At 64.0% G+C, this 18,297-nt stretch carries 15 protein-coding genes; all 15 read right to left on the bottom strand.

All coding sequences use genetic code 11. The features are described from left to right. Positions 1–12: 12 nt before the first annotated feature. Positions 13–1,980: a selenocysteine-specific translation elongation factor gene (gene selB / locus DWZ15_RS04130; protein WP_118449551.1), complete on the bottom strand. Its 1,968-nt coding sequence runs from the start codon at positions 1,978–1,980 to the stop codon at positions 13–15. Beyond that, positions 1,977–3,434 (bottom strand): L-seryl-tRNA(Sec) selenium transferase, encoded by a 1,458-nt coding sequence (gene selA / locus DWZ15_RS04125; RefSeq protein WP_199580027.1) that lies wholly within the window; start codon positions 3,432–3,434, stop codon positions 1,977–1,979. Before selA ends, selB begins: the two co-directional genes overlap by 4 nt. A 76-nt stretch (positions 3,435–3,510) precedes the next feature. Continuing rightward, positions 3,511–5,628, bottom strand: a complete 2,118-nt coding sequence (locus DWZ15_RS04120) for a molybdopterin-dependent oxidoreductase (protein WP_118449549.1) — start codon at positions 5,626–5,628, stop codon at positions 3,511–3,513. Between the two features lie 122 nt (positions 5,629–5,750). Then, positions 5,751–6,590 (bottom strand): formate/nitrite transporter family protein, encoded by an 840-nt coding sequence (locus DWZ15_RS04115; RefSeq protein WP_118449547.1) that lies wholly within the window; start codon positions 6,588–6,590, stop codon positions 5,751–5,753. 39 nt (positions 6,591–6,629) lie between these two features. Further along, a complete protein-coding gene (gene hycI / locus DWZ15_RS04110) occupies positions 6,630–7,133 on the bottom strand; it encodes a hydrogenase maturation peptidase HycI (protein ID WP_089571638.1) in 504 nt (167 codons plus the stop codon). Next, positions 7,133–7,714: a formate hydrogenlyase maturation HycH family protein gene (locus tag DWZ15_RS04105; protein ID WP_118449545.1), complete on the bottom strand. Its 582-nt coding sequence runs from the start codon at positions 7,712–7,714 to the stop codon at positions 7,133–7,135. Before DWZ15_RS04105 ends, hycI begins: the two co-directional genes overlap by 1 nt. Then, positions 7,715–8,497, bottom strand: coding sequence for an NADH-quinone oxidoreductase subunit B family protein (locus tag DWZ15_RS04100; protein WP_118449543.1), 783 nt, complete (start codon positions 8,495–8,497; stop codon positions 7,715–7,717). Between the two features lie 2 nt (positions 8,498–8,499). Beyond that, on the bottom strand, positions 8,500–9,216 hold the full coding sequence (locus tag DWZ15_RS04095; protein WP_118449541.1) for a formate hydrogenlyase complex iron-sulfur subunit: 717 nt from the start codon (positions 9,214–9,216) through the stop codon (positions 8,500–8,502). 1 nt (position 9,217) lies between these two features. Beyond that, positions 9,218–10,990 carry an NADH-quinone oxidoreductase subunit C gene (locus tag DWZ15_RS04090; protein ID WP_118449539.1) on the bottom strand — a complete coding sequence of 591 codons (1,773 nt, stop codon included), beginning with the start codon at positions 10,988–10,990 and terminating at the stop codon, positions 9,218–9,220. A gap of 4 nt (positions 10,991–10,994) precedes the next feature. Next, positions 10,995–12,560 (bottom strand): hydrogenase 4 subunit F, encoded by a 1,566-nt coding sequence (locus DWZ15_RS04085; protein WP_099431575.1) that lies wholly within the window; start codon positions 12,558–12,560, stop codon positions 10,995–10,997. Positions 12,561–12,563: 3 nt separating this feature from the next. Beyond that, positions 12,564–13,217 (bottom strand): hydrogenase 4 membrane subunit, encoded by a 654-nt coding sequence (gene hyfE / locus DWZ15_RS04080; protein WP_099431574.1) that lies wholly within the window; start codon positions 13,215–13,217, stop codon positions 12,564–12,566. Positions 13,218–13,227: 10 nt separating this feature from the next. Then, positions 13,228–14,685, bottom strand: coding sequence for a hydrogenase 4 subunit D (locus DWZ15_RS04075; RefSeq protein ID WP_006234112.1), 1,458 nt, complete (start codon positions 14,683–14,685; stop codon positions 13,228–13,230). A gap of 16 nt (positions 14,686–14,701) precedes the next feature. Continuing rightward, positions 14,702–15,625, bottom strand: a complete 924-nt coding sequence (locus tag DWZ15_RS04070) for a respiratory chain complex I subunit 1 family protein (protein ID WP_006234113.1) — start codon at positions 15,623–15,625, stop codon at positions 14,702–14,704. A gap of 17 nt (positions 15,626–15,642) precedes the next feature. After that, positions 15,643–17,661 (bottom strand): hydrogenase 4 subunit B, encoded by a 2,019-nt coding sequence (gene hyfB, locus DWZ15_RS04065; protein ID WP_118449537.1) that lies wholly within the window; start codon positions 17,659–17,661, stop codon positions 15,643–15,645. After that, positions 17,654–18,271, bottom strand: a complete 618-nt coding sequence (locus tag DWZ15_RS04060; RefSeq protein WP_022095203.1) for a 4Fe-4S dicluster domain-containing protein — start codon at positions 18,269–18,271, stop codon at positions 17,654–17,656. Before DWZ15_RS04060 ends, hyfB begins: the two co-directional genes overlap by 8 nt. Between the last annotated feature and the right edge of the window lie 26 nt (positions 18,272–18,297).

The following is an 18,297-nucleotide window of genomic DNA, read 5'->3' as shown; positions in this document are numbered from 1 at the left end:
CGAGCAGCCAATCTAGCGCAGGGAGCGCAGGCCGCCGGCCTCCTTGTCGAGCACCGTGAAGCGCACGGCATCCAGGTGCTCCAAGATGCTGATGGCACGCTTGCGCGACACACCCAGGGCCTCGCGCAACACACTCGTGGTGGCAGCGCCACCGGCTGCCTCAATGGCAACGGCAACAAGCTCGCGCGCATGGGCTTCCGAGATAGCAGACAGGGCAACGTCGCGCTCGATCTTCACGATGGAACGGTTAAGCGAAAGCTCGCGCAGAGCTCGCGTCATGGTGTCGCGATCGAGCTGCAACTGCTCGCCTACCTCTGGCAACGTCGGCGCATCGAGGCCAGCTTCGTCCAGCAAGGAAACGATGCGCTCGCAAGCCTCGTGCACCACGCGCGCCGCAGCGGCGGCCGAATGCGGGTCGAACACCTCGGCACCCTCGGCGGCGCACACGCCACGCGAGCAGCCCTCGGCAATCAGAGCCGCGGAAACGCATTCATCAGCGGAAGGCCACGCAGCATGGGCAACGGCGCCGGGCGTAAAGCCCGTCTCCTTGGGAGCCGCGGCATGCATGGCCGACAAGGTCGCTGCCAGTGCATCCATCGCGGCGTCGAGCACCACGGCGTCCGCCAAGAGGCCCGAATCACCCGCGGCAAGTTTGCGAACGGAGCCCTGCGCCACCAACCCGCGCAGTACGGCATCGACCTCGCCGACGCCAAGATCCAGCGCCTCGGCAACATCAACCGCCGTAACCGGCAGCGCCTGCAGCGCCAGCCAAGCGCCCACACCGCCCGCGGTATCGCCGGACTCGAGCGCCGCATACAGTGCACGCTCCCCATCAGCAAGCTCGCGCGAGCGACGGCAGCGCGAAAGCAGCACGCGCCCGCCGCCGATAAGCATCACGGGCGAATAGGACAGCACCACGGCATGATCCCCGGCACGTAGCGGCAGCGAGTTTTCCAAGCGCACCTGAACAATACGGGTCTCGCCCACCGCCATGGGGGCCTCGCCCTCCATGAACATGATGCGACCGACAACCTCGGCCGTACCCGCCATCACATGCACGCGCGCGCCCGACTCGAGCACGCGCGGCTTGGCACCCTCGCGGCCCAGGTAAGTGAACACCATCATAAAGCGCATCGTCTGGCCAAAGCGACCCTGCACGCCGAGCATCTCTCCGCGATCGAGCGCGGCGACGGCATCGCCCACCAAGTTGAGCGCCACACGCTGACCGGGCAATGCCCGCGGCGTATCGCCATGCACCTGAATCCCGCGCACGCGACAGACCGTACGCGACGGCAGCGCGACGAGCTCATCGCCCACCGCAACCGGCGCATCGTGCAACGTTCCCGTCACCACGGTACCGGCGCCCTTGATCGTAAAGCAGCGGTCGATGGGCAGACGCGGTGCGGCATCGGTGAGCTCGGCACGGGCACGGCAGACATCCCAGCAAGCAGCAACCTGCTCGTCGAGCGCGGCCAGCAGGTCATCAATCCCCGCGCCGGTCTTGGACGACACCGACACGATCGGCGCGTCGGCAAACACGGTACCCGAAAGAAAATCGTCCACGTCGAGCTCGGCAAGCTCGGTCATCTCGGCATCGGCCAGGTCGCACATCGTCAGCGCGACCACCATGTGTGTGACGCCCAGCAGCTCCAGCACATGCACGTGCTCGCGGGTCTGCGGCATCACGCCCTCGACGGCCGAAACCACCAGCACGGCCACGTCGATACCCGTGGCGCCCTGCACCATGGCACGCAAGTAATGCGCATGGCCCGGCACGTCGACCAGGCCAACGATCTTGCCACTCGGCAGCGCCAGCTCACCAAAGCCAAGCTCAACGGTCATGCCGCGACGACGTTCAACTTCCAGGCGGTCGGGGTTTTTACCCGTCAGCGCCTCGATGAGCGCCGACTTACCGTGGTCAACATGTCCCGCCGTACCTACGATAACGGGACACTCCACCAGTGCTTGAACCTCACTCATCGAGCAATCGCCTTCTCAACGCACGCGACGAGCGTCGATGCCGCCGTCTCGATATCGCGATCGCCCACGAGCGTACGGACGTCAAACAAAATGCGATCGTGCGAGGTTCGCGTGACGACCGGCGTATCGAAGTCTTGGACGAGCGAGCGCTTGAGCGCATCGACGGACAGGCGCCCGTCGACCGGGCAGACGGCCACGCACATCGTGGGCAGCTCCACGGTAGGCAGCGAGCCGCCACCGGGGGTCGACGATTCCTCGACGATCTCCACCTGAACGGCGCACGGGCAACCGACCTTATCGAGCCCGACAACCATACGATCGCGAAGCTTGCGGGCACGTCGTTCCAAATGGGCCTGCGGCAGCGTAAGCATACTGAGCACCGGAATATCACGGTGGGCAACATCGGCGCCGTCCATGTAGATACGCAACGTGGCCTCGAGCGCAGTAAGTGCCAACTTACCCGGGCGCAGGGCGCGCATAAGCGGATGCGACCCACAGGCCTGGACCAGATCGCGACGGCCCATGATAATGCCCGCCTGTGCGGCACCGAGCAGTTTATCGCCCGAGCACGACACCAGATCGAGCCCTGCCGAAACCGAAGCCGGCGTGGTTTCTTCGCCGCCGCGAACCAAGATGTCATCGGGCAGCAGCGCGCCCGAACCCTGGTCCTCGTAGAACAGCAGGCCATGCTTGTGAGCAAGCGCCGCAAGCTCCCGAGAACCCACCTCCTCGTGGAAACCCTCGATGCGATAGTTAGAAGGATGGACCTTAAGGATCATGGCCGTATCGGGCGTGATGGCGCGCTCGTAGTCCGACAGGTGCGTGCGGTTGGTGGCGCCGACCTCGACGAGTTTGGCGCCCGAAGCCGCCATGACGTCGGGAATACGGAAGCTGCCACCGATCTCGACGAGCTCGCCACGGCTGACTATGACCTCTTTGCCCGCGGCATGGGTTGCCAGCACCAGCAGCACCGCAGCGGCGTTGTTGTTGACCACGAGAGCGTCCTCGGCACCGGTGAGCGAGCGGATCAGTTGCGCAGCGTGCTCCTTGCGCGACCCGCGCGAACAGGTGTCGACGCTGTACTCGAGCGTGCTATACCCGCGCGCAACCTCGGCCACGGCCTTTGCCACCGACTCCGCAAGCGGGGCACGGCCCAGATTGGTATGGATGACCACACCCGTGGCGTTGACGGCGGGGCGCAGGCTCGGCAGTGCGGAGCGATGCGCACGCCACTCGATGGCCGAGGCCAGGTCGCGCTTAGAGCGCGGGGCGGCACCGGCGCGAATGGCGGCGCGCTCCTCGTCGAGCTCGGCCGTCACGGCAGCATGGACCACCGCGTCGCAGGTCTCCCCCGCCGCCTTCACCACCGGCCACTCGGCAAGCAGCTCGTTGACGGAAGGAATGGCGCGCAGGCGGGCGCGCACCTCATCGGACATGTTCTGGCTATCGCTCATGTGCGGCCTTTCAAAACCAAAGGTGAATCAATCGTTCGGACATCAAACTATCAGCCAATTCGATCGGCTGAGTCAATCAATCACTATTATCCTCGCGCGCCGCGACCTTTTCCACGCGAACGGCGTTTTCCTGGGTGAGCGCGGCACCCGTCAACGGGTCCCAACGCAACGGCGTATGGTCGAGCGGGCCCACGCCCAAGCCTTGAGCGCCACCGGCATCGGCGTCAAACGAACGCCCACCGGGGGCGGCCGAGGTGAAGATGCACGCCGGATGCAGATACGGCGTCGTCTCCACACGCGCGCGGTCGCGGCCCATATCGCTCACGAGTTCGACGATCTCGCCGTCGGCGATGCCCATGTGCGCAGCAGCATCGGCATTCATCTGCACGGCATCCAGGTCCGACCCAGCCTCAGCGGCACCTTGGGCTGCAAGCCTTCGCGAGGTATGCGACTCAAAGGGACGGTTGCCGCTAATGAGGCGAAACATCCCCGGGCCAGGCTCCACCATGGGAGCGATCCAGTTGGGCACACGACCCAGACCGGCTCGTTCCCATACGTCGCTTGCCAGCGCGATCCTGCCGCCGTTCAAGGGGATCACCGGCTCGCCCGTACGCGACGGCAACGCAGCACCCGTGTCGGCCCAGCCGCGCTCCTTGAGCTCGTCCAGATTGATCCCAAAAGGCGCCACCTGGGCAGCCGCCAGATCGTCAGATGTAAACTGGAAGTACTCGCCCGCGCCACACGCATGCGCCAGACCGGCAAAAATCTCCCGACCGGGACGTGTGTCGTCATGCCGCACAGGCAGCACGGCGTTGCGGTAGAACACCCGCGCATCGTTGACGCCCACGACTGTGCCCACACCGCGGTCGGCCTCCAGATACGTCACGTCGGGCAGCACGAAGTCAGAAGCACGCGCCGTCTCGGACCAGCGAATATCAATCGTCACGAGCAGGTCGAGCTGCTGCAAAATACCCAACCAAGCCTGCGCATTGCCATAGCCCGCACCGGGATTGCTGGCATAGACAATGAGCCCGCACAAATCGCCGGCAAGAATCGACTGGCCGATGGTCGTGCACAGGCCGCGCACCGGATCGACCAGCGGATAGCGCTCGGACCCCAGCTTGGACATACGCGGCACCGGCGGCGTCGCAAAGCGCGCGGGATCAAGGTCGCCCAGCGCAAGCGGCGTGGGCGGATTGAGGGCACCGCCCGCGTGCCCGATGCAGCCCAGCAGCACATCGACCAGGCAGATGGCGCGCGCCGTCTGGGTGCTGTTGGCATACGCAATGCCGATGCCACCGTGAAAGCCCGCATCGACCACGGCGGCAGGCGCGACCGCAGCCAGATCGCGCGCCGTGGCGACAATCTCTGCGGCCGGCACGTCGCACATCGACTCGGCCCACTCGGGCGTCCAAGCACGGGCCGCCTGCGCCAGCTCGTCAAAACCCGTGGTATAGCGGGTCACGAACTCGTGGTCATACAGGTCCTCGGCAATCAAGACATGCGCAATACCCAACAGCAGCGCCAAGTCGCAGCCCGGGCGCACGCGCAACCAGCGGTCGGCAAGTGCAGCCGAGCCGCTGCGCCGGGGGTCAACCACGATAATCTTCGCCCCACGGCGACGGGCATCGTTGAGCGCATCAACGGCCCCCATCGTCGACGAATCGACAATGGAACGCCCCAAATACATGATGCAATCGGTATGTGCCAGGTCGGAGGCGGGACTGTAGCCCAGGCTGTGCTCCCAGCCGGTAAGTCGGCTTACCTCGCAGGCACCGTCGGCTCCGTATACGTTGGGCGAGCCCAGCGCATGCATAAAGCGATACGCCCAGTAGCGGTCGAACGAGGGCACACCGAGCGTCATGCCCAGCGCACGCGGACCACGCTCGTCAATAATCCACCCAAGGCGCGCCGCGATCTGCGCGAACGCCTCGTCCCACGAAATCGCATCGAACCCCGAGCCATCAGCTCGTCGGCGCATGGGGTGCACGATGCGATCGCGCTCGTCAAACGGCATGTCCAGGCGATGCCGCCCGCGGGCGCACAGGGCACGCGCCGCGCATGGATGCCCCGGCACCGGCAACTCGGCCACCACGCGACCGTCCTCAACGCGGGCCGCAAAGGCGCAATCGGCATAGCATCCCCCGCATGTGGTCACCACGGCGCGACCGTCACGCTTCACAGCAGATGCCATCTCGATTACCCCTTTCACCAGCCAAACACAACAGGTCAACAGCCCGGCAACGAGCCCCAGACCAAAAAAGCCTCCCGCACGGCAACGCCCCGCGGGAGGCCCAACGTCAAACAGACGGTATCTTACGCCTCGGACTTCTTGGCGTAGATAAACCAGTAGCCGAGCGCGACCAGAACCGCACCGCCCACAATGTTGCCCAGCGTGGCAGCGGACAGGTTAAACGCAATGCCCGCAACGTTGAGCGCATCGGCGCCGGCGACGTCGGCACCATAGCCGCACGCGTGCATCACGGCACCCATGGGCAAAAAGTACATGTTAGCGACACAGTGCTCAAAACCGCAGGCCACAAAGGCAGCGATGGGCAGCAGAATGCCCACAACCTTATCGACCACGGTCTTGCCGGCGGTACCGATCCACACGGCCAGGCATACAAAGATGTTGCACAGGATGCCGCGGAAGAAGATCGTCACCCAGTCGATCGTCACCTTGCCAGCGGCGACGCTCACCATGGAATTGGCGACCGCCTCGCCGTTGAGCTTATAGATGCCGGCCATGTACACCAAAAAGACGATGAACAGGGCACCGACAAAATTGCCGACCCACACGACGACCCAGGCCTTGAGCATCTGAGCCAGGGTGATCTTTTTGCTCTTGAGCGCACAGACCATAAGCGAATTGCCGGTAAACAGCTCGGCGCCGCACACCAGTACCAGCACCAGGCCCAGGCAAAAGCACAGGCCGCCCACGACGCGCTGGGCACCCCAGCCCAGCGTGTTGTCGCTCAAAAACACCGTAAAGAACAGGCCGCCGAAGGCAATGAACGCACCGGCGAACATTGCCAACAGAAAGGCCTTAGCGACCGGCAGGTTGGCCTTGGTCACGCCGGCGGCCTCGGTCTTGGCCTCGATCGCGGCGGGCGCCAGGCAATCGGGAGCGGGATACTCCACCTTGGAATCTGCCATGTCAATCACTTCTTTCCTAATCAGCAGGGACAAGTGAACCTATTGCTCTTGCCCCAAGCGGACAAAGTGGGAAAAGTCGTTGGCGGCCACGGCGTCGTACACGGCGTCGACGGCGTCAAAGACTTCCGGGGACATGGGGTTATAGAACTCCGTGTCGCCCGGCTGAATCCCGACGAAGACGATATCATCGCACGATTGCTCAATCTCTTCGATCAGAATCGACAAGGGAAGCGAATGCGTGGTGAACATCGACTTGCGGGCCACATCGCGCTTGTCGAGCAAACGGATGGACCCGACGGGCAGCGCCATGTCGGCGGCATCGACCAAGACCAGGCGAGGCGGACGCTCGCGCTTGACCTCGATGATGTCATCCTCGGGCGTTTGGCCACCGTCGATGGTGTACCAACCGGCAATGGGCGCGTCCTCCATCTTTTTGGAGAGCACGGGGCCGGCGGCATCGTCGGCACGCAACACGCTTCCCGCCGTGAGCACAATGCCCGCAAACGGGGCGCCGTTCACACGTCCGTCCACAACGCAACCCATTACTGCAACCTCCCCGTCAGATACACGCCCGACACATCGCGCACGCGCTCCACCAGATCGCGAAACTTCATCAGAAACGCGACCTGCTGGGCATGTAAGCCAAAGTCGTCGTCGAACACCGAGATGCCGGCCTTGGCCGACCCGCGAAAACCGCGCTCGTCGAGCAGCGCATCGCAGGCCTCGAGCAGCGACGGCACCGCCGCCTTGTCGAGCTGGCACTCACCAAAGGAGCGGATGGCCTCAAACTTGGTCTTGGCCTCCCCCTCCGGCAGCGCGTCGATAAGCGTATAGAACACATCCACCGGCACCGACAGGCGCGGCTCAAAGCAGTCGAGCACGCCGGTGTGGTGGCCCACGGCGAGCGTGTAGTACAGCACGTCGCAGGCCTCCTGGGGAACGTCTTCCTCGGTCTCCACAAACTTACGCGTGAGCTCGTAAAAGACCACCTGGTCGGGCGCATGGCCCAGGGAAGGGTCGGCGACGCCCTCGGCAGCCTCGTCGCTTGCGCGCGAGGCATCGCCAAAGGAGCCGCCGAGCATGCCGGGGCCCGCAAAGTAACCAGAGCGGTCCGTGAGCTCCATCTAGCGACCTCCGGCCAGCACCAGATCCTGCAGCGCCGAGTACACCTCGACGCGGCGCGGATCGTCCTGCTTGTCGATGAGCAGCGCCATGGCACCGCGGATATCGCCCTTGGGCGCGCCCTCGAGCGTATCCATAAACTCGTTAGCCAGGTCGCGGCCATAACGGTAGCCGCTCATGGCGCGAGCCTCGCGCTCGATGGCAACACGCAGCTTGTACGGCACGCCGGAGTGCAGGATATCAGCCTGCTCGCCGGCGGCCTCCACCGTGGTCTCGGCATGGAGCTTTTGGTCCAGCAGGCCGAGCGCCATAGCAAAGCCGTAGATGGTCTGCGCAGGGCTGGGCGGGCAGCCGGGGATGTAGACATCGACGGGCAGAATCTTGTCCGTGCCGCCCCAGACGCAGTAGTTGTCGTAGAAGATGCCACCGGTGCAGCCGCACGCGCCATAGGACACCACGATCTTGGGATCGGGCGCGGCCTCAAAGGCGCGCAGGGCCGGCATGCGCATGGCACGCGTTACGGCGCCGGTGTACAGCAGCACATCGGCGTGACGGGGCGAGGGCACGACCTTGATGCCAAAGCGCTCGACGTCGAAGACGGGCGTGATGGAACCAAAGATCTCGATCTCGCAGCCGTTGCAGCCGCCGCAGTCAACACGGTAGACGTACACCGAGCGCTTGATCTTCTTAAGAAGGGTCGCCTTGGCCTTCTCGATGCTCTCGTCGAGCTCGATCTTGGTCGGGCGGTACTGAAGCCGCTCGGGCAAAAGCGTGGGTTCGGCCATGGTTACTCCTCCTTCGTATCAAAATTCATGATGATGCCCTCGACCGGTGCAGGACCGGCGGGAATCTCGGGCGCATCGGGGTTGAGCTCGCGGTCGATATACTCCGGGTTCACGCCGTGGCCGCCCAGATACTCCATGCCGGGGCCCTGGGGCTCACCGGACGCAAGCGTCTCGTTGGCAGCCATGCCGCGCGCGTTGCCGGTCTTGACGGCCGAGGCGGCGCGCAGAGCGTCGAGCTCGCGCTTGCACTCCTGGCACATGCCGACGGTACGGGCGGCCTGCTCGGCCTCCATGCCGCCGGCCTTTTGCAGCAGGCGCTTGGCGTAGTCGATCTCCTTGTGCGGGGCAAACGGCTTGCCGCAACGCGAGCAGTGCTCGAGCGTGTAGACGCTCTTGCTGGTGAGGTCGTCCTTACTCATGACGGCCAGCTCAAACTCCTCGGTGAGCTTGATGGCCTCCATGGGGCAGGCTTCCTCGCAGCGGCCGCAAAAGATGCAGCGACCGTAGTCGATCGACCAGGTGATGGTATCGGCCGCAAGGTCGGTGTCCATGCGCATGGCATCGGCCGGGCACGCCACGCCGCAGGCACCGCAGGCGATGCAGAGCTCGGCATTGTGCTCGGGCTTGCCGCGCATGTCCTTGTTGGTGGGGAACGGCGCAAACGGGTACTTGACCGTCGCGTCGCCGGCCTTGGCGTTAATCTTCCAAAGCTTCAGCATATTAGAGCGCCTCCTCATCGAGCGGAGCGGCCATGGTGCCCTCGCCCGCAAGCGGCGACTTGTCGCGCCAGACGTTCTCGAACTGCTCCTTGTCGAGCACGTGGTCGCGCTTGGCGGCAACATCGGTCACCGTCACGCGGTCGGTGCAGGAGTAGCACGGGTCGAGCGAGCCGACGATCAGCGCCGCATCGCCCACGGTGTTGCCGCGGAACATGTAGCGCAGGACCGGCCAGTTGCTGTACGTGGCGGCCTTGGCGCGCCAGCGGTAGCACTTCTGGTTATTGCCGAGCATGGCCCAGTGCACGTCCTCGCCGCGCGGCGCCTCGGTGGCACCGATGGCGTACTTGTGCGGGGTGTACTCCCAATCCGTGGTGAGGATGGGGCCCGACGGGCAGTTCTCGAGCATGGTCTCGATCATGTCGATCGAATCGTAGACCTCCTGAATGCGGACGGCGGTACGGCCGAAAGCATCGCAGGTGTCGGCCGTGGCGGCATGCATCTTTTGGATGTCCGGATCGGCGTAGCCGTCGAAGGGATGGTCAAAGCGCACGTCGCGGGCATAACCCGAGCCACGCATGAGCGGGCCAACCGGCGAGAAGTCGCGTGCGATCTTGCGATCCAAGATGCCGATGCCACTCGTACGCTCAATAAAGTTGGGCGTGGAGAGCAAGACGTCGACGAGCTCGGTGACCTCGGAGCGCAGCTGGTGGATGGTCGTGAGCGTGGAAAGCTTCTGCTCGGCCAGGATATCGCGACGCACGCCACCGATCACATTGAGACCGTAGGTCTTGCGGTGACCGGAGAGCTTCTCGGCCAGGTCCATGGACTTCTCGCGGACGCGGAAGAACTGCTGGAAGCCGGAGTCGAAGCCCGTGTAGTGCGATGCGAGGCCAATATTGAGCAGATGCGAGTGCAGACGCTCGACCTCGAGCATGATGGCGCGGATGTATTGGGCGCGCGGCGGAACATGAATGCCCTGGGCGCGCTCGACGGCCTCGGCATAGGCCACCGAGTGGGCGCAGCCGCAGATGCCGCAGATGCGGTCGGCGAGGAACGTCACGGCGTCATAGTTCAGGCGCGTCTCGGCGACCTTCTCCATGCCGCGGTGCACGTAGAACAGACGGTAGTCGGCGTCCACGATCGTCTCGCCCTCAACGAACAGGCGGAAGTGGCCGGGCTCGTCGGAGGTAATGTGCAGCGGGCCCATGGGGACGAGCGTGGTCTCCTTGCCCTTGGTATCGGCCAAGAACTCGTAGTTTTCCATGTCGCTCGCGGGAGCGGGACGGAAACGGTAGTCCATGGAGTCCTTGCGCAGCGGATACAGGCCGCTGGGCCAATCGTCGGGCAGCACCAGGCGGCGACGATCGGGCAGACCCTCGGGAATCAGACCAAACATGTCGCGAAGCTCGCGCTCGCCCCACACGCAGGCGGGGACGAACGGCGTCACGGACGGGAACGTCATCTTGGCGGGATCGACCTCGGTGCGCACGGTCACCCAGCCGGGGTCCTCCCCCTCCATGGAGATGACGTAGTACACGGCGTAGCGACCGCACAGGCTGCGCTCGTCGTTGCCGATGATCACGGGAATCCAGCCGTAACGCTCGTAATACAGGTAGTGGACGGCCTCGGGCAGCTTGTCCTGCTTGACGGTGATCGTCAGCTGGTCCTCGCACTGCCATTCGACCTTCTCGATAGCGCCCGGCACTGCAGCGCGCAGGGCCTCGACGTGGCTTTCGCAGCGACGAGCGTAGTCCTTCTTTTCAGGTTCTGCCATGGTGCTAATTCACCTCACTTGTCTTGGTCTGGGAACTGAACACCATGCGGTAGAGAGGGGCCTCGTGGAGCTCTTCGACGCTCTGGTTCAAAACGACGGACGTTGCATCCTCGACGCCGCTCGTGATGGCGACCGGGGTGGCGATACCGAACCACATGACCACGATCGCGAGGGCGATCTCGGGGATGATCATGAGGGCGGGCACCTCGTGGCGCTTCATGCCCTCGGGCGCCTTGCCGAAGATGGACTTGAGCGCGATGCCGGTAAGGGCGAAGTACACGCCGGTGAGGCCGATGGCCACGAGCACGACCACCCAGATGGGACCGGACTGAACGCCGGCCACGAAGGTGAGGAACTCGGAGATGAACAGGGCGAACGGCGGGAAGGCGGCGAGCGCGAGCAGGGCGATGATGGTGAGCGCTGCCGTGACGGGAGCGATCTCGACGACGCCCTTGATCTTGTTCAGGTCGCGGGTGTGGTAGATGTGCTGGATGTTACCGGCCATGCAGAAGGCGAGCGCCTTCGTGAAGCCGTGGAAGATGCAGTGCAGCAGGCAGGCGGCGATACCGAGCGGGCCACCGATACCCAGGCACAGCGCGACCACGCCGACGTTGTCGACGGAGGAGTACGCGAAGCGGCGCTTGATATCGTCCTGCTTGAAGATGCACAGGGCAGCCACCAGGATGGACAGCGTGCCCAGGATGAGCAGGAGCGTTCGCGGATAGGTGTCGCCCACCGTGATGATGGACAGGGAGTAGAAGCGGATGATCACCAGCATGGCGCACTTGAGCAGCACGCCCGAGAGCAGCGCGGAGACCGGGCTCGGAGCCTGGGAGTGCGCGTCGGGCAGCCAGGTGTGCATGGGGAACAGGCCCGCCTTGGTGCCGAAGCCGATGACAATGAACGCGAACGCGAGGCGCACGAGCATCGGGTCGAACTGGTCGGCGTAGGGCATGATGGAGGTGAGGAAGGCGGCCTCATGCGCGTTGGGCATGATATCGGCGGCGTTCGCGTAGATGAGCAGCGTGCCGAACAGGCCGAAGGCCACACCGGCGGTGCAGACCATCGCGTACTTCCAAGACGCCTCGAGCGCCTGCTTGTTCTTGTAGATGCCCACGAGGAACACGGTCGACAGCGTAGTGGCCTCGACCGCCGCCCAGGTGAGGATGATGTTGTTGGACAGGCAGGCGAGCAGCATCGTGAAGACGAACAGGCTGAACAGCGCGTAGTACTGCTTGGTGCGCTCGGCCGGCATGGTCTTCTCCTCGATATCGATCTTGATATAGGAGATGGAGTACACGCCGGTGATGAACCCGATGATGCCTACCAGAAGGACGAAGATCGACGAGAGCGAATCGAGATGGAGCCACAGGCCCAAAGCGTCGATATTCTGCCCGCTCGAGAGCATGGTTCCCGCGGTGACGACCGAAAGGACAAGGGTCGCCGCGACGGAGATGGTGTTGAGCCCCGCGAAGACGTTGTAGGACGTCGTCTTGGGGAGCGCAGCCATAATCAGGGAGAACACGAGAGGACAAGCGAGCAGGGCGACCGTCAGCATTGAAACATCCATGGCCTACCCTTTCAATTCGGTCAGGTCGTGGGAGTCGAGCGACTTGGTGTCGTTCCAAATCCTCACGACGACGGCGGACATGATGATGACGGCGAAGATGGCGTCGGTGGCGATGCCGATCTCGATGATCTCGGGGGCCGTGGGCGCGAGCAGAGCGAGCGTCACGTGGCTACCGTTCTCCATAAGGCAGTACCCGAAGATCTGCTTGAGGATGTTGCGCTGGGAGATGATGCACGTGAGGCCGACGAAGAAGTGCGCGAAGCTGATGGCGAGGGCCGGAGTGGCCACCTCGGCGGTGGGCAGGCTCAGGCGCGTGACCACCGCGAAGCAGACGGCCACCTCCAGACCGGTGAGGATGATGGTCCAGGCCGGCTTGATGGAGGAGGTCAGCGTGCTATCGGCAGGCGAACCCATCTTCTTGTAGGCACGGTTGAGAATGAACGGAACGAGGATCACCTTGGTGACGAAGGCCGACGCGGCCCACATGAGAAGCTCGGTGGCACCGGTGGTGAGGCCCAGGGTGAGCAGCACGCCCACCAGGACAACCGACTGGATCGCGTACCACTTGATGGCGGACGGGATGGTCTTCGAGACGACCACCATGGTGGAGGTCACGATCAGAAGACCGCCCAGGATATTGACTAACGAATAACCCATGTCCTACCTCCTAACCCATCCAACTAGAGGACAGAGGACCGGCGACGACGACCATGATCATGAGGACGACGAACACGAACGCCATGGCGCGCGGAAGGGGCTGGCCGGCGGCCACGGTCTCGCTCGGCTCACCGGGCAGGACCTTACCCATCCAACGCAGGAACCATGCGAAGGTGGCGACGGTCTCGACGACCATGACGCACACGAGGACAAAGATGACCGTGTTGGTAGCACCAACCGCGAAGCCACCGGAAATGATCTGGAACTTGGAAAAGAACGTGCTCATGGGGGGCACGCCGGCGATAGCGGTCGCGGCGACCGCAAAGCCCACGCCCGTGACCGGGTACTTCTTCATGAGGCCCTGGATCTTGGGCAGCATACGGGTTCCCAGCGTGAAGCTGAGAGAGCCAGCGATGAGGAAGAACAGGGTCTTGGTGAACGCGTGGTTGAAGATGTGCTCGACGGCGCCGTTAAACGCCATCTGGCTTCCGAACACGGAGAGGCCCAGGCCAAAGAACACGTAGGCGAGCTGCGCGATCGTCGAGAAGGCGAGCAGGCGCTTCATATCCTTCTGGGGCAGGTACATGAGGAAGCCGAAGAGCATGGTCACGACGGCGTCGATGATGGCGACCCAACCGACGATCTCGGGGATATCGCCGGCGCTCGCAAGAGCGCGGGCGAACACGCACACGCCGACCTTAACCATGGACGCGCCATGAAGGTAGGCGGAAACGGGCGTGGGGGCCTCCATTGCGGAGGGCAGCCACATGTAGAGCGGGAACTGGGCGGACTTGGCCCAAGCAGCGAACAGGATGAGCAGCAGCACGACGGTCTTCATACCGGAATCGAGCTGGGAGATCGCGCTCAGCGCGAACGTGCCGGTTCCGGCGAACAGGAAGGCCGCGCCGATGTAGAGTCCCAGAGCGCCGATATGGGTGATGATGAGCGCCTTCATACCGGCCTTCTTGGCCGTGGGCGTCATGTAGTAGCTGATGAGGCCCCAGGAGCACACACCGGTGATCTCGAAGAAAACGAGCTGGCCGACGATGGTGGAGCTGTAGGCGAGACCGGCCATGGCGCCGATGAACGTGGAGAAGTACACGTAGAAGCGACGACGGGGCGCGTCGGGATGCTCCTTATTCTTATCGCTCATGTACGGGAACGAATAGATGACGACGAGCAGGCCGATAGCGACGAACGCGGGTGCGAGCAGCGTGCTCATCCGGTCGAATATGAAGCCCATGACCAAGGTCTGGCCCATACTCGCCCAGGTTACATCGACCGCGTTCATGCCGTTTCCGGCAAACGTCGCGGCCAAGCCAACGGAAGCGACCGTGGCGATGCCGCCGGCAAAGGCGCAGATCCATTTAGCGTAGGGACGCGGCAGCATGACGATGAGCAGGGAGCCCAGCATGGGGACGGCGATCGCCACCATGGCAAAGAGGGACAAGCTCGATTCGATTGACATAGTTTCTCCCTTCTCCCTACACGCCTACGACGACGAAGACGAACGCGAGGACCGCGATGCCGACGACGGCCCAGGTCTGGTTACCGAGCACCTTGAAGCGCGAACGGGAAACGGAGTTCTCGAGCACGCCGCAGACGACGAAATCGACCAGGCACTTGACGAGGAAGACGACGGCGCCCACGAGAGCGGTGACGCCGATGGTCGCGGGCTCTCCCCAGGGGATGAAGATGGAGGTGAACCAAGCGACGACCACGACCTGCTTCATGCCCATGGCGAGCTTCATCATGGCCAGGGACGGGCCGGAGAGCTCGGCGAGCGGGCCCTCCTGGAGCTCCTGCTCGGCTTCGGCCTGATCGAACGGAAGCTTGCCGAGCTCCATGTAACAGGCGGCCGCGAAGGCGACGCCGGCGAGGATAACGGCGACGACGCTCGAGACGTTGCCCGTAACGATGTGCTGACCCATGGTCGCAATGTCCGTGGAGCCGCACACGATGGCGACGGTGAACAGCGCGATGAGCATGGACGGCTCGATGAGCACGCTCATGAGGAGCTCGCGGATACCGCCGAAGCCCGCGTAGGCGTTGGAGGAATCCACGCCGGACAGCGCGAAGAAGAAGCGGGACAGCGCGAGCGCGTACATGATGGTGATGGCGTCACCAAAGACGGGCATGGGGCTCTGGAGCGTGAACATGGGCAGGCCCATGGCGAGCATAAACGACACCGCGAGGAACAGCGGCGGCATGATGCGCAGCACGAAGCTCGAGTCGGAACTCACGGACTCGGGACGCGCCATGAGCTTCGCGAGGTCCCGGTAATCCTGAAGGATGGACGGACCGCGGCGATTGTGCATCTTCGCGCGAATCACACGGGCGAGGCCGGAGAAGAAGGGCGCGACCAGCATGACCACGAGGCCCTGCGCCATCGCAAGAACGATGTTCATAATATCCTCTCCCCTCTCTAGACCATGACCACGGCGAGCACGAGGAAGACCACGAGCGCCGCGACGATGTAGCAGATGTATACGGAGTAGTTGCCGCCCTCGATCTTGGAGGCGAGGCCGGCCAGCTTGTCGGCACCCTCGCTCGGTGCATCGACCAGGAAACGGTCGGGCAGGGGCTCGACGCCCTGGGCGACACCGGTGAGCTTCTGGAACACGTGCGCGATGGACCAGCAGATCTTGGTGCATACCTCGCGCAGGGTGTAGAGCGGGCCCATGAAGAGTTCGACGTCGGACGCGAAGCTCGTGGCGACGACGGGCATGTGCTCGTTGGGCTCGTAGCCGCACGCCCAAGGGTCGGTCTTCTTAGCGGGGGCCTTGGCGCCGAGGCAGGACCTCAGCGCGAACGCGAGGTCGGTGAGGACCACGAGCGCGATGGCGATCGCGGGGGTGGAGGTGGCGGCACCGGAAATCTCGTTCACGAGAGACACGCCCGAGGTGGCTGTGACGGCGGAGCCGGCAAGCACGCTCTGGGCGACGTCGCCCAGAACCGGGGCGATGACCGGGGAGCCGATTCCCAGTACCACGCAGATGGCCGCGAGGAGCATCTGCGAGAACAACATCGGAGCCGGGGACTCCTTGGCGTTCGCGGCCTCCTGGGAACGAGGGCTGCTCGCGAACGAGACGCCGTAGGCCTTCACGAAGCACGTGACGGCCAGGGCACCGGTGATGGCGAGGGCGGCCGCGGAGGCGACGGCGAACACCATGACGACCGGGTCGGAGAGCGTCGAGATGTTGAACAGGGACTGGTAGGTGAACCACTCGGAAACGAAGCCGTTGAGCGGCGGGATGGCCGAGATGGCAAGGGCACCGATGAGGAAGCAGACGGCCGTGACCGGCATGCGGCGGAACAGACCGCCCATCTTCTCCATGTTGCGCGTACCCGTGGCATAGAGCAGGGAGCCCGCGCCGAGGAACAGCTCGCCCTTGAACATGGCGTGGTTGAGCGTGTGGTAGAGGGCAGCCATGAGCGCGATCGTCGCGATGACGTCGTTGCCCAGGGCGTGCGCCGTCATGGACGCGCCGACACCGAGCAAGATGATGCCGATGTTCTCGACGGAGTGATAGGCAAGCAGGCGCTTGATGTCGTGCTCGTGGAGGGCGTAGACGACACCCAGGACCGACGAGATGGATCCGAAGACCAGGACCATGAGGCCCCACCAGAGCTGGACGCCCGAACCCGCGAGCAGGTCGAGACCGACCTTGAGGATTCCCAGGATGCCGATCTTGATCATGCCGCCGGACATGAGGGCGGACACGTTGGACGGCGCCTCGGGGTGCGCCTGGGGCAGCCAGGAGTGCAGCGGGATGATACCGGCCTTCGCGCCAAATCCGAAGAACGCGAGGACGAAGCACGCGGAGGAGACGGCGGGTCCAAAGTCATGCGTACGGAAATCACTGAAGCTGAAGGAACCGCCCACGCCGTTGGTCATGAGCAGGAAGCTCGCCATGATGAGAACGAAGCCCACGTGCGCGATGACGAAGTAGAGCCAACCGCCCCTAATGGAGTTCTTGTTCTCCTCGATAACGACAAGGAAGTAGCTCGTAAGGGACATGAGCTCAAAGGCGACCAGGAACCAGAACACGTTGTCGGCGGTGATGACGAGCATCATCGAGGCGACGAAGGTGTTCATAAAGAAGCCGGCGCGCCCGACCTTGCCCGGGTACTCGTCGAAGTAGGACAGACCGTAGATGAAGCCCGCAAAGGCGAGAATCGAGATGAGGACCACGATCAGGCCCGCAAGGCCGTTGAGCAAGAGCTCGAGACGGGCGAACGGGAAGAAGAAGACCGTGTTGAGGGACGAAACGTCGCCAAGCACGGCCTCGAGGCCCGCGATGAACGAAAGCACCGCGGCGACGGCGCCGATAAGGCAGCCGGCGGTCTTGGCGGCGTTATCGGCCTTGATCAGCAGAACCGAGGCGAGCGCACCGATGCACGAGACGGCAAGCGATGCGATAAACAGCGTCATGCTATCCATTGTTTACGCTCCCTTCTGCTTTCTCGGACAGGCCCTGGGCCACAGCGGTAACGTCGACGACCGGACCGTTTTCGATCGAGCGCAGGCGCTTGGCCTCGTCGAGCTCGCGATCGGCCGCGCCGCCCATGACGGTCAGCGCCTTGGTGGGGCACGCCGCCACACAATGCGGGCCGTCCGGATCGAAGGCGCACAGGTCGCACTTGACAGCGCAGGTGTACTGGCCGGGAGCCCACGTAAGAAGGCTGCTCAGGGACTTAGGATACGAAGGCGTCGGGTCGCACATGCCTGCGACACCGGCGATAGACGTGCCATCGGGGTGGATGGCTCCGAAGGGGCACGCGATGGCGCACAGCCTGCACCCGATGCACTCCTGCTCCTTGACGTGGATGCGATCGCCATCGTGCTCGATGGCATTCACCGGGCAGACCTCGGCGCAGGGGGCACCCTCGCAATGGTGGCAGGCAAGGGCGGCCGAAATACCGCCGGTCTTCACGAGCGCCAGGCGCGGCGTATCCTGAAGACCCTGCATCCGGTGGGCGTCGGCACAGGCGGACTGACATGTTCCGCAGCCGATGCACCTCTCCGGGTTGATGTCGATGAAGCGGTTCATCCCCACTTCCTTTCACAATAACGGGC

The sequence above is a fragment of the Collinsella sp. AF29-7AC genome, assembly GCF_003475665.1.
Classification (GTDB): domain Bacteria; phylum Actinomycetota; class Coriobacteriia; order Coriobacteriales; family Coriobacteriaceae; genus Collinsella.
Note: the sequence above shows the minus strand (reverse complement) of the source record. Positions and strands in the feature narration are given on the sequence as shown.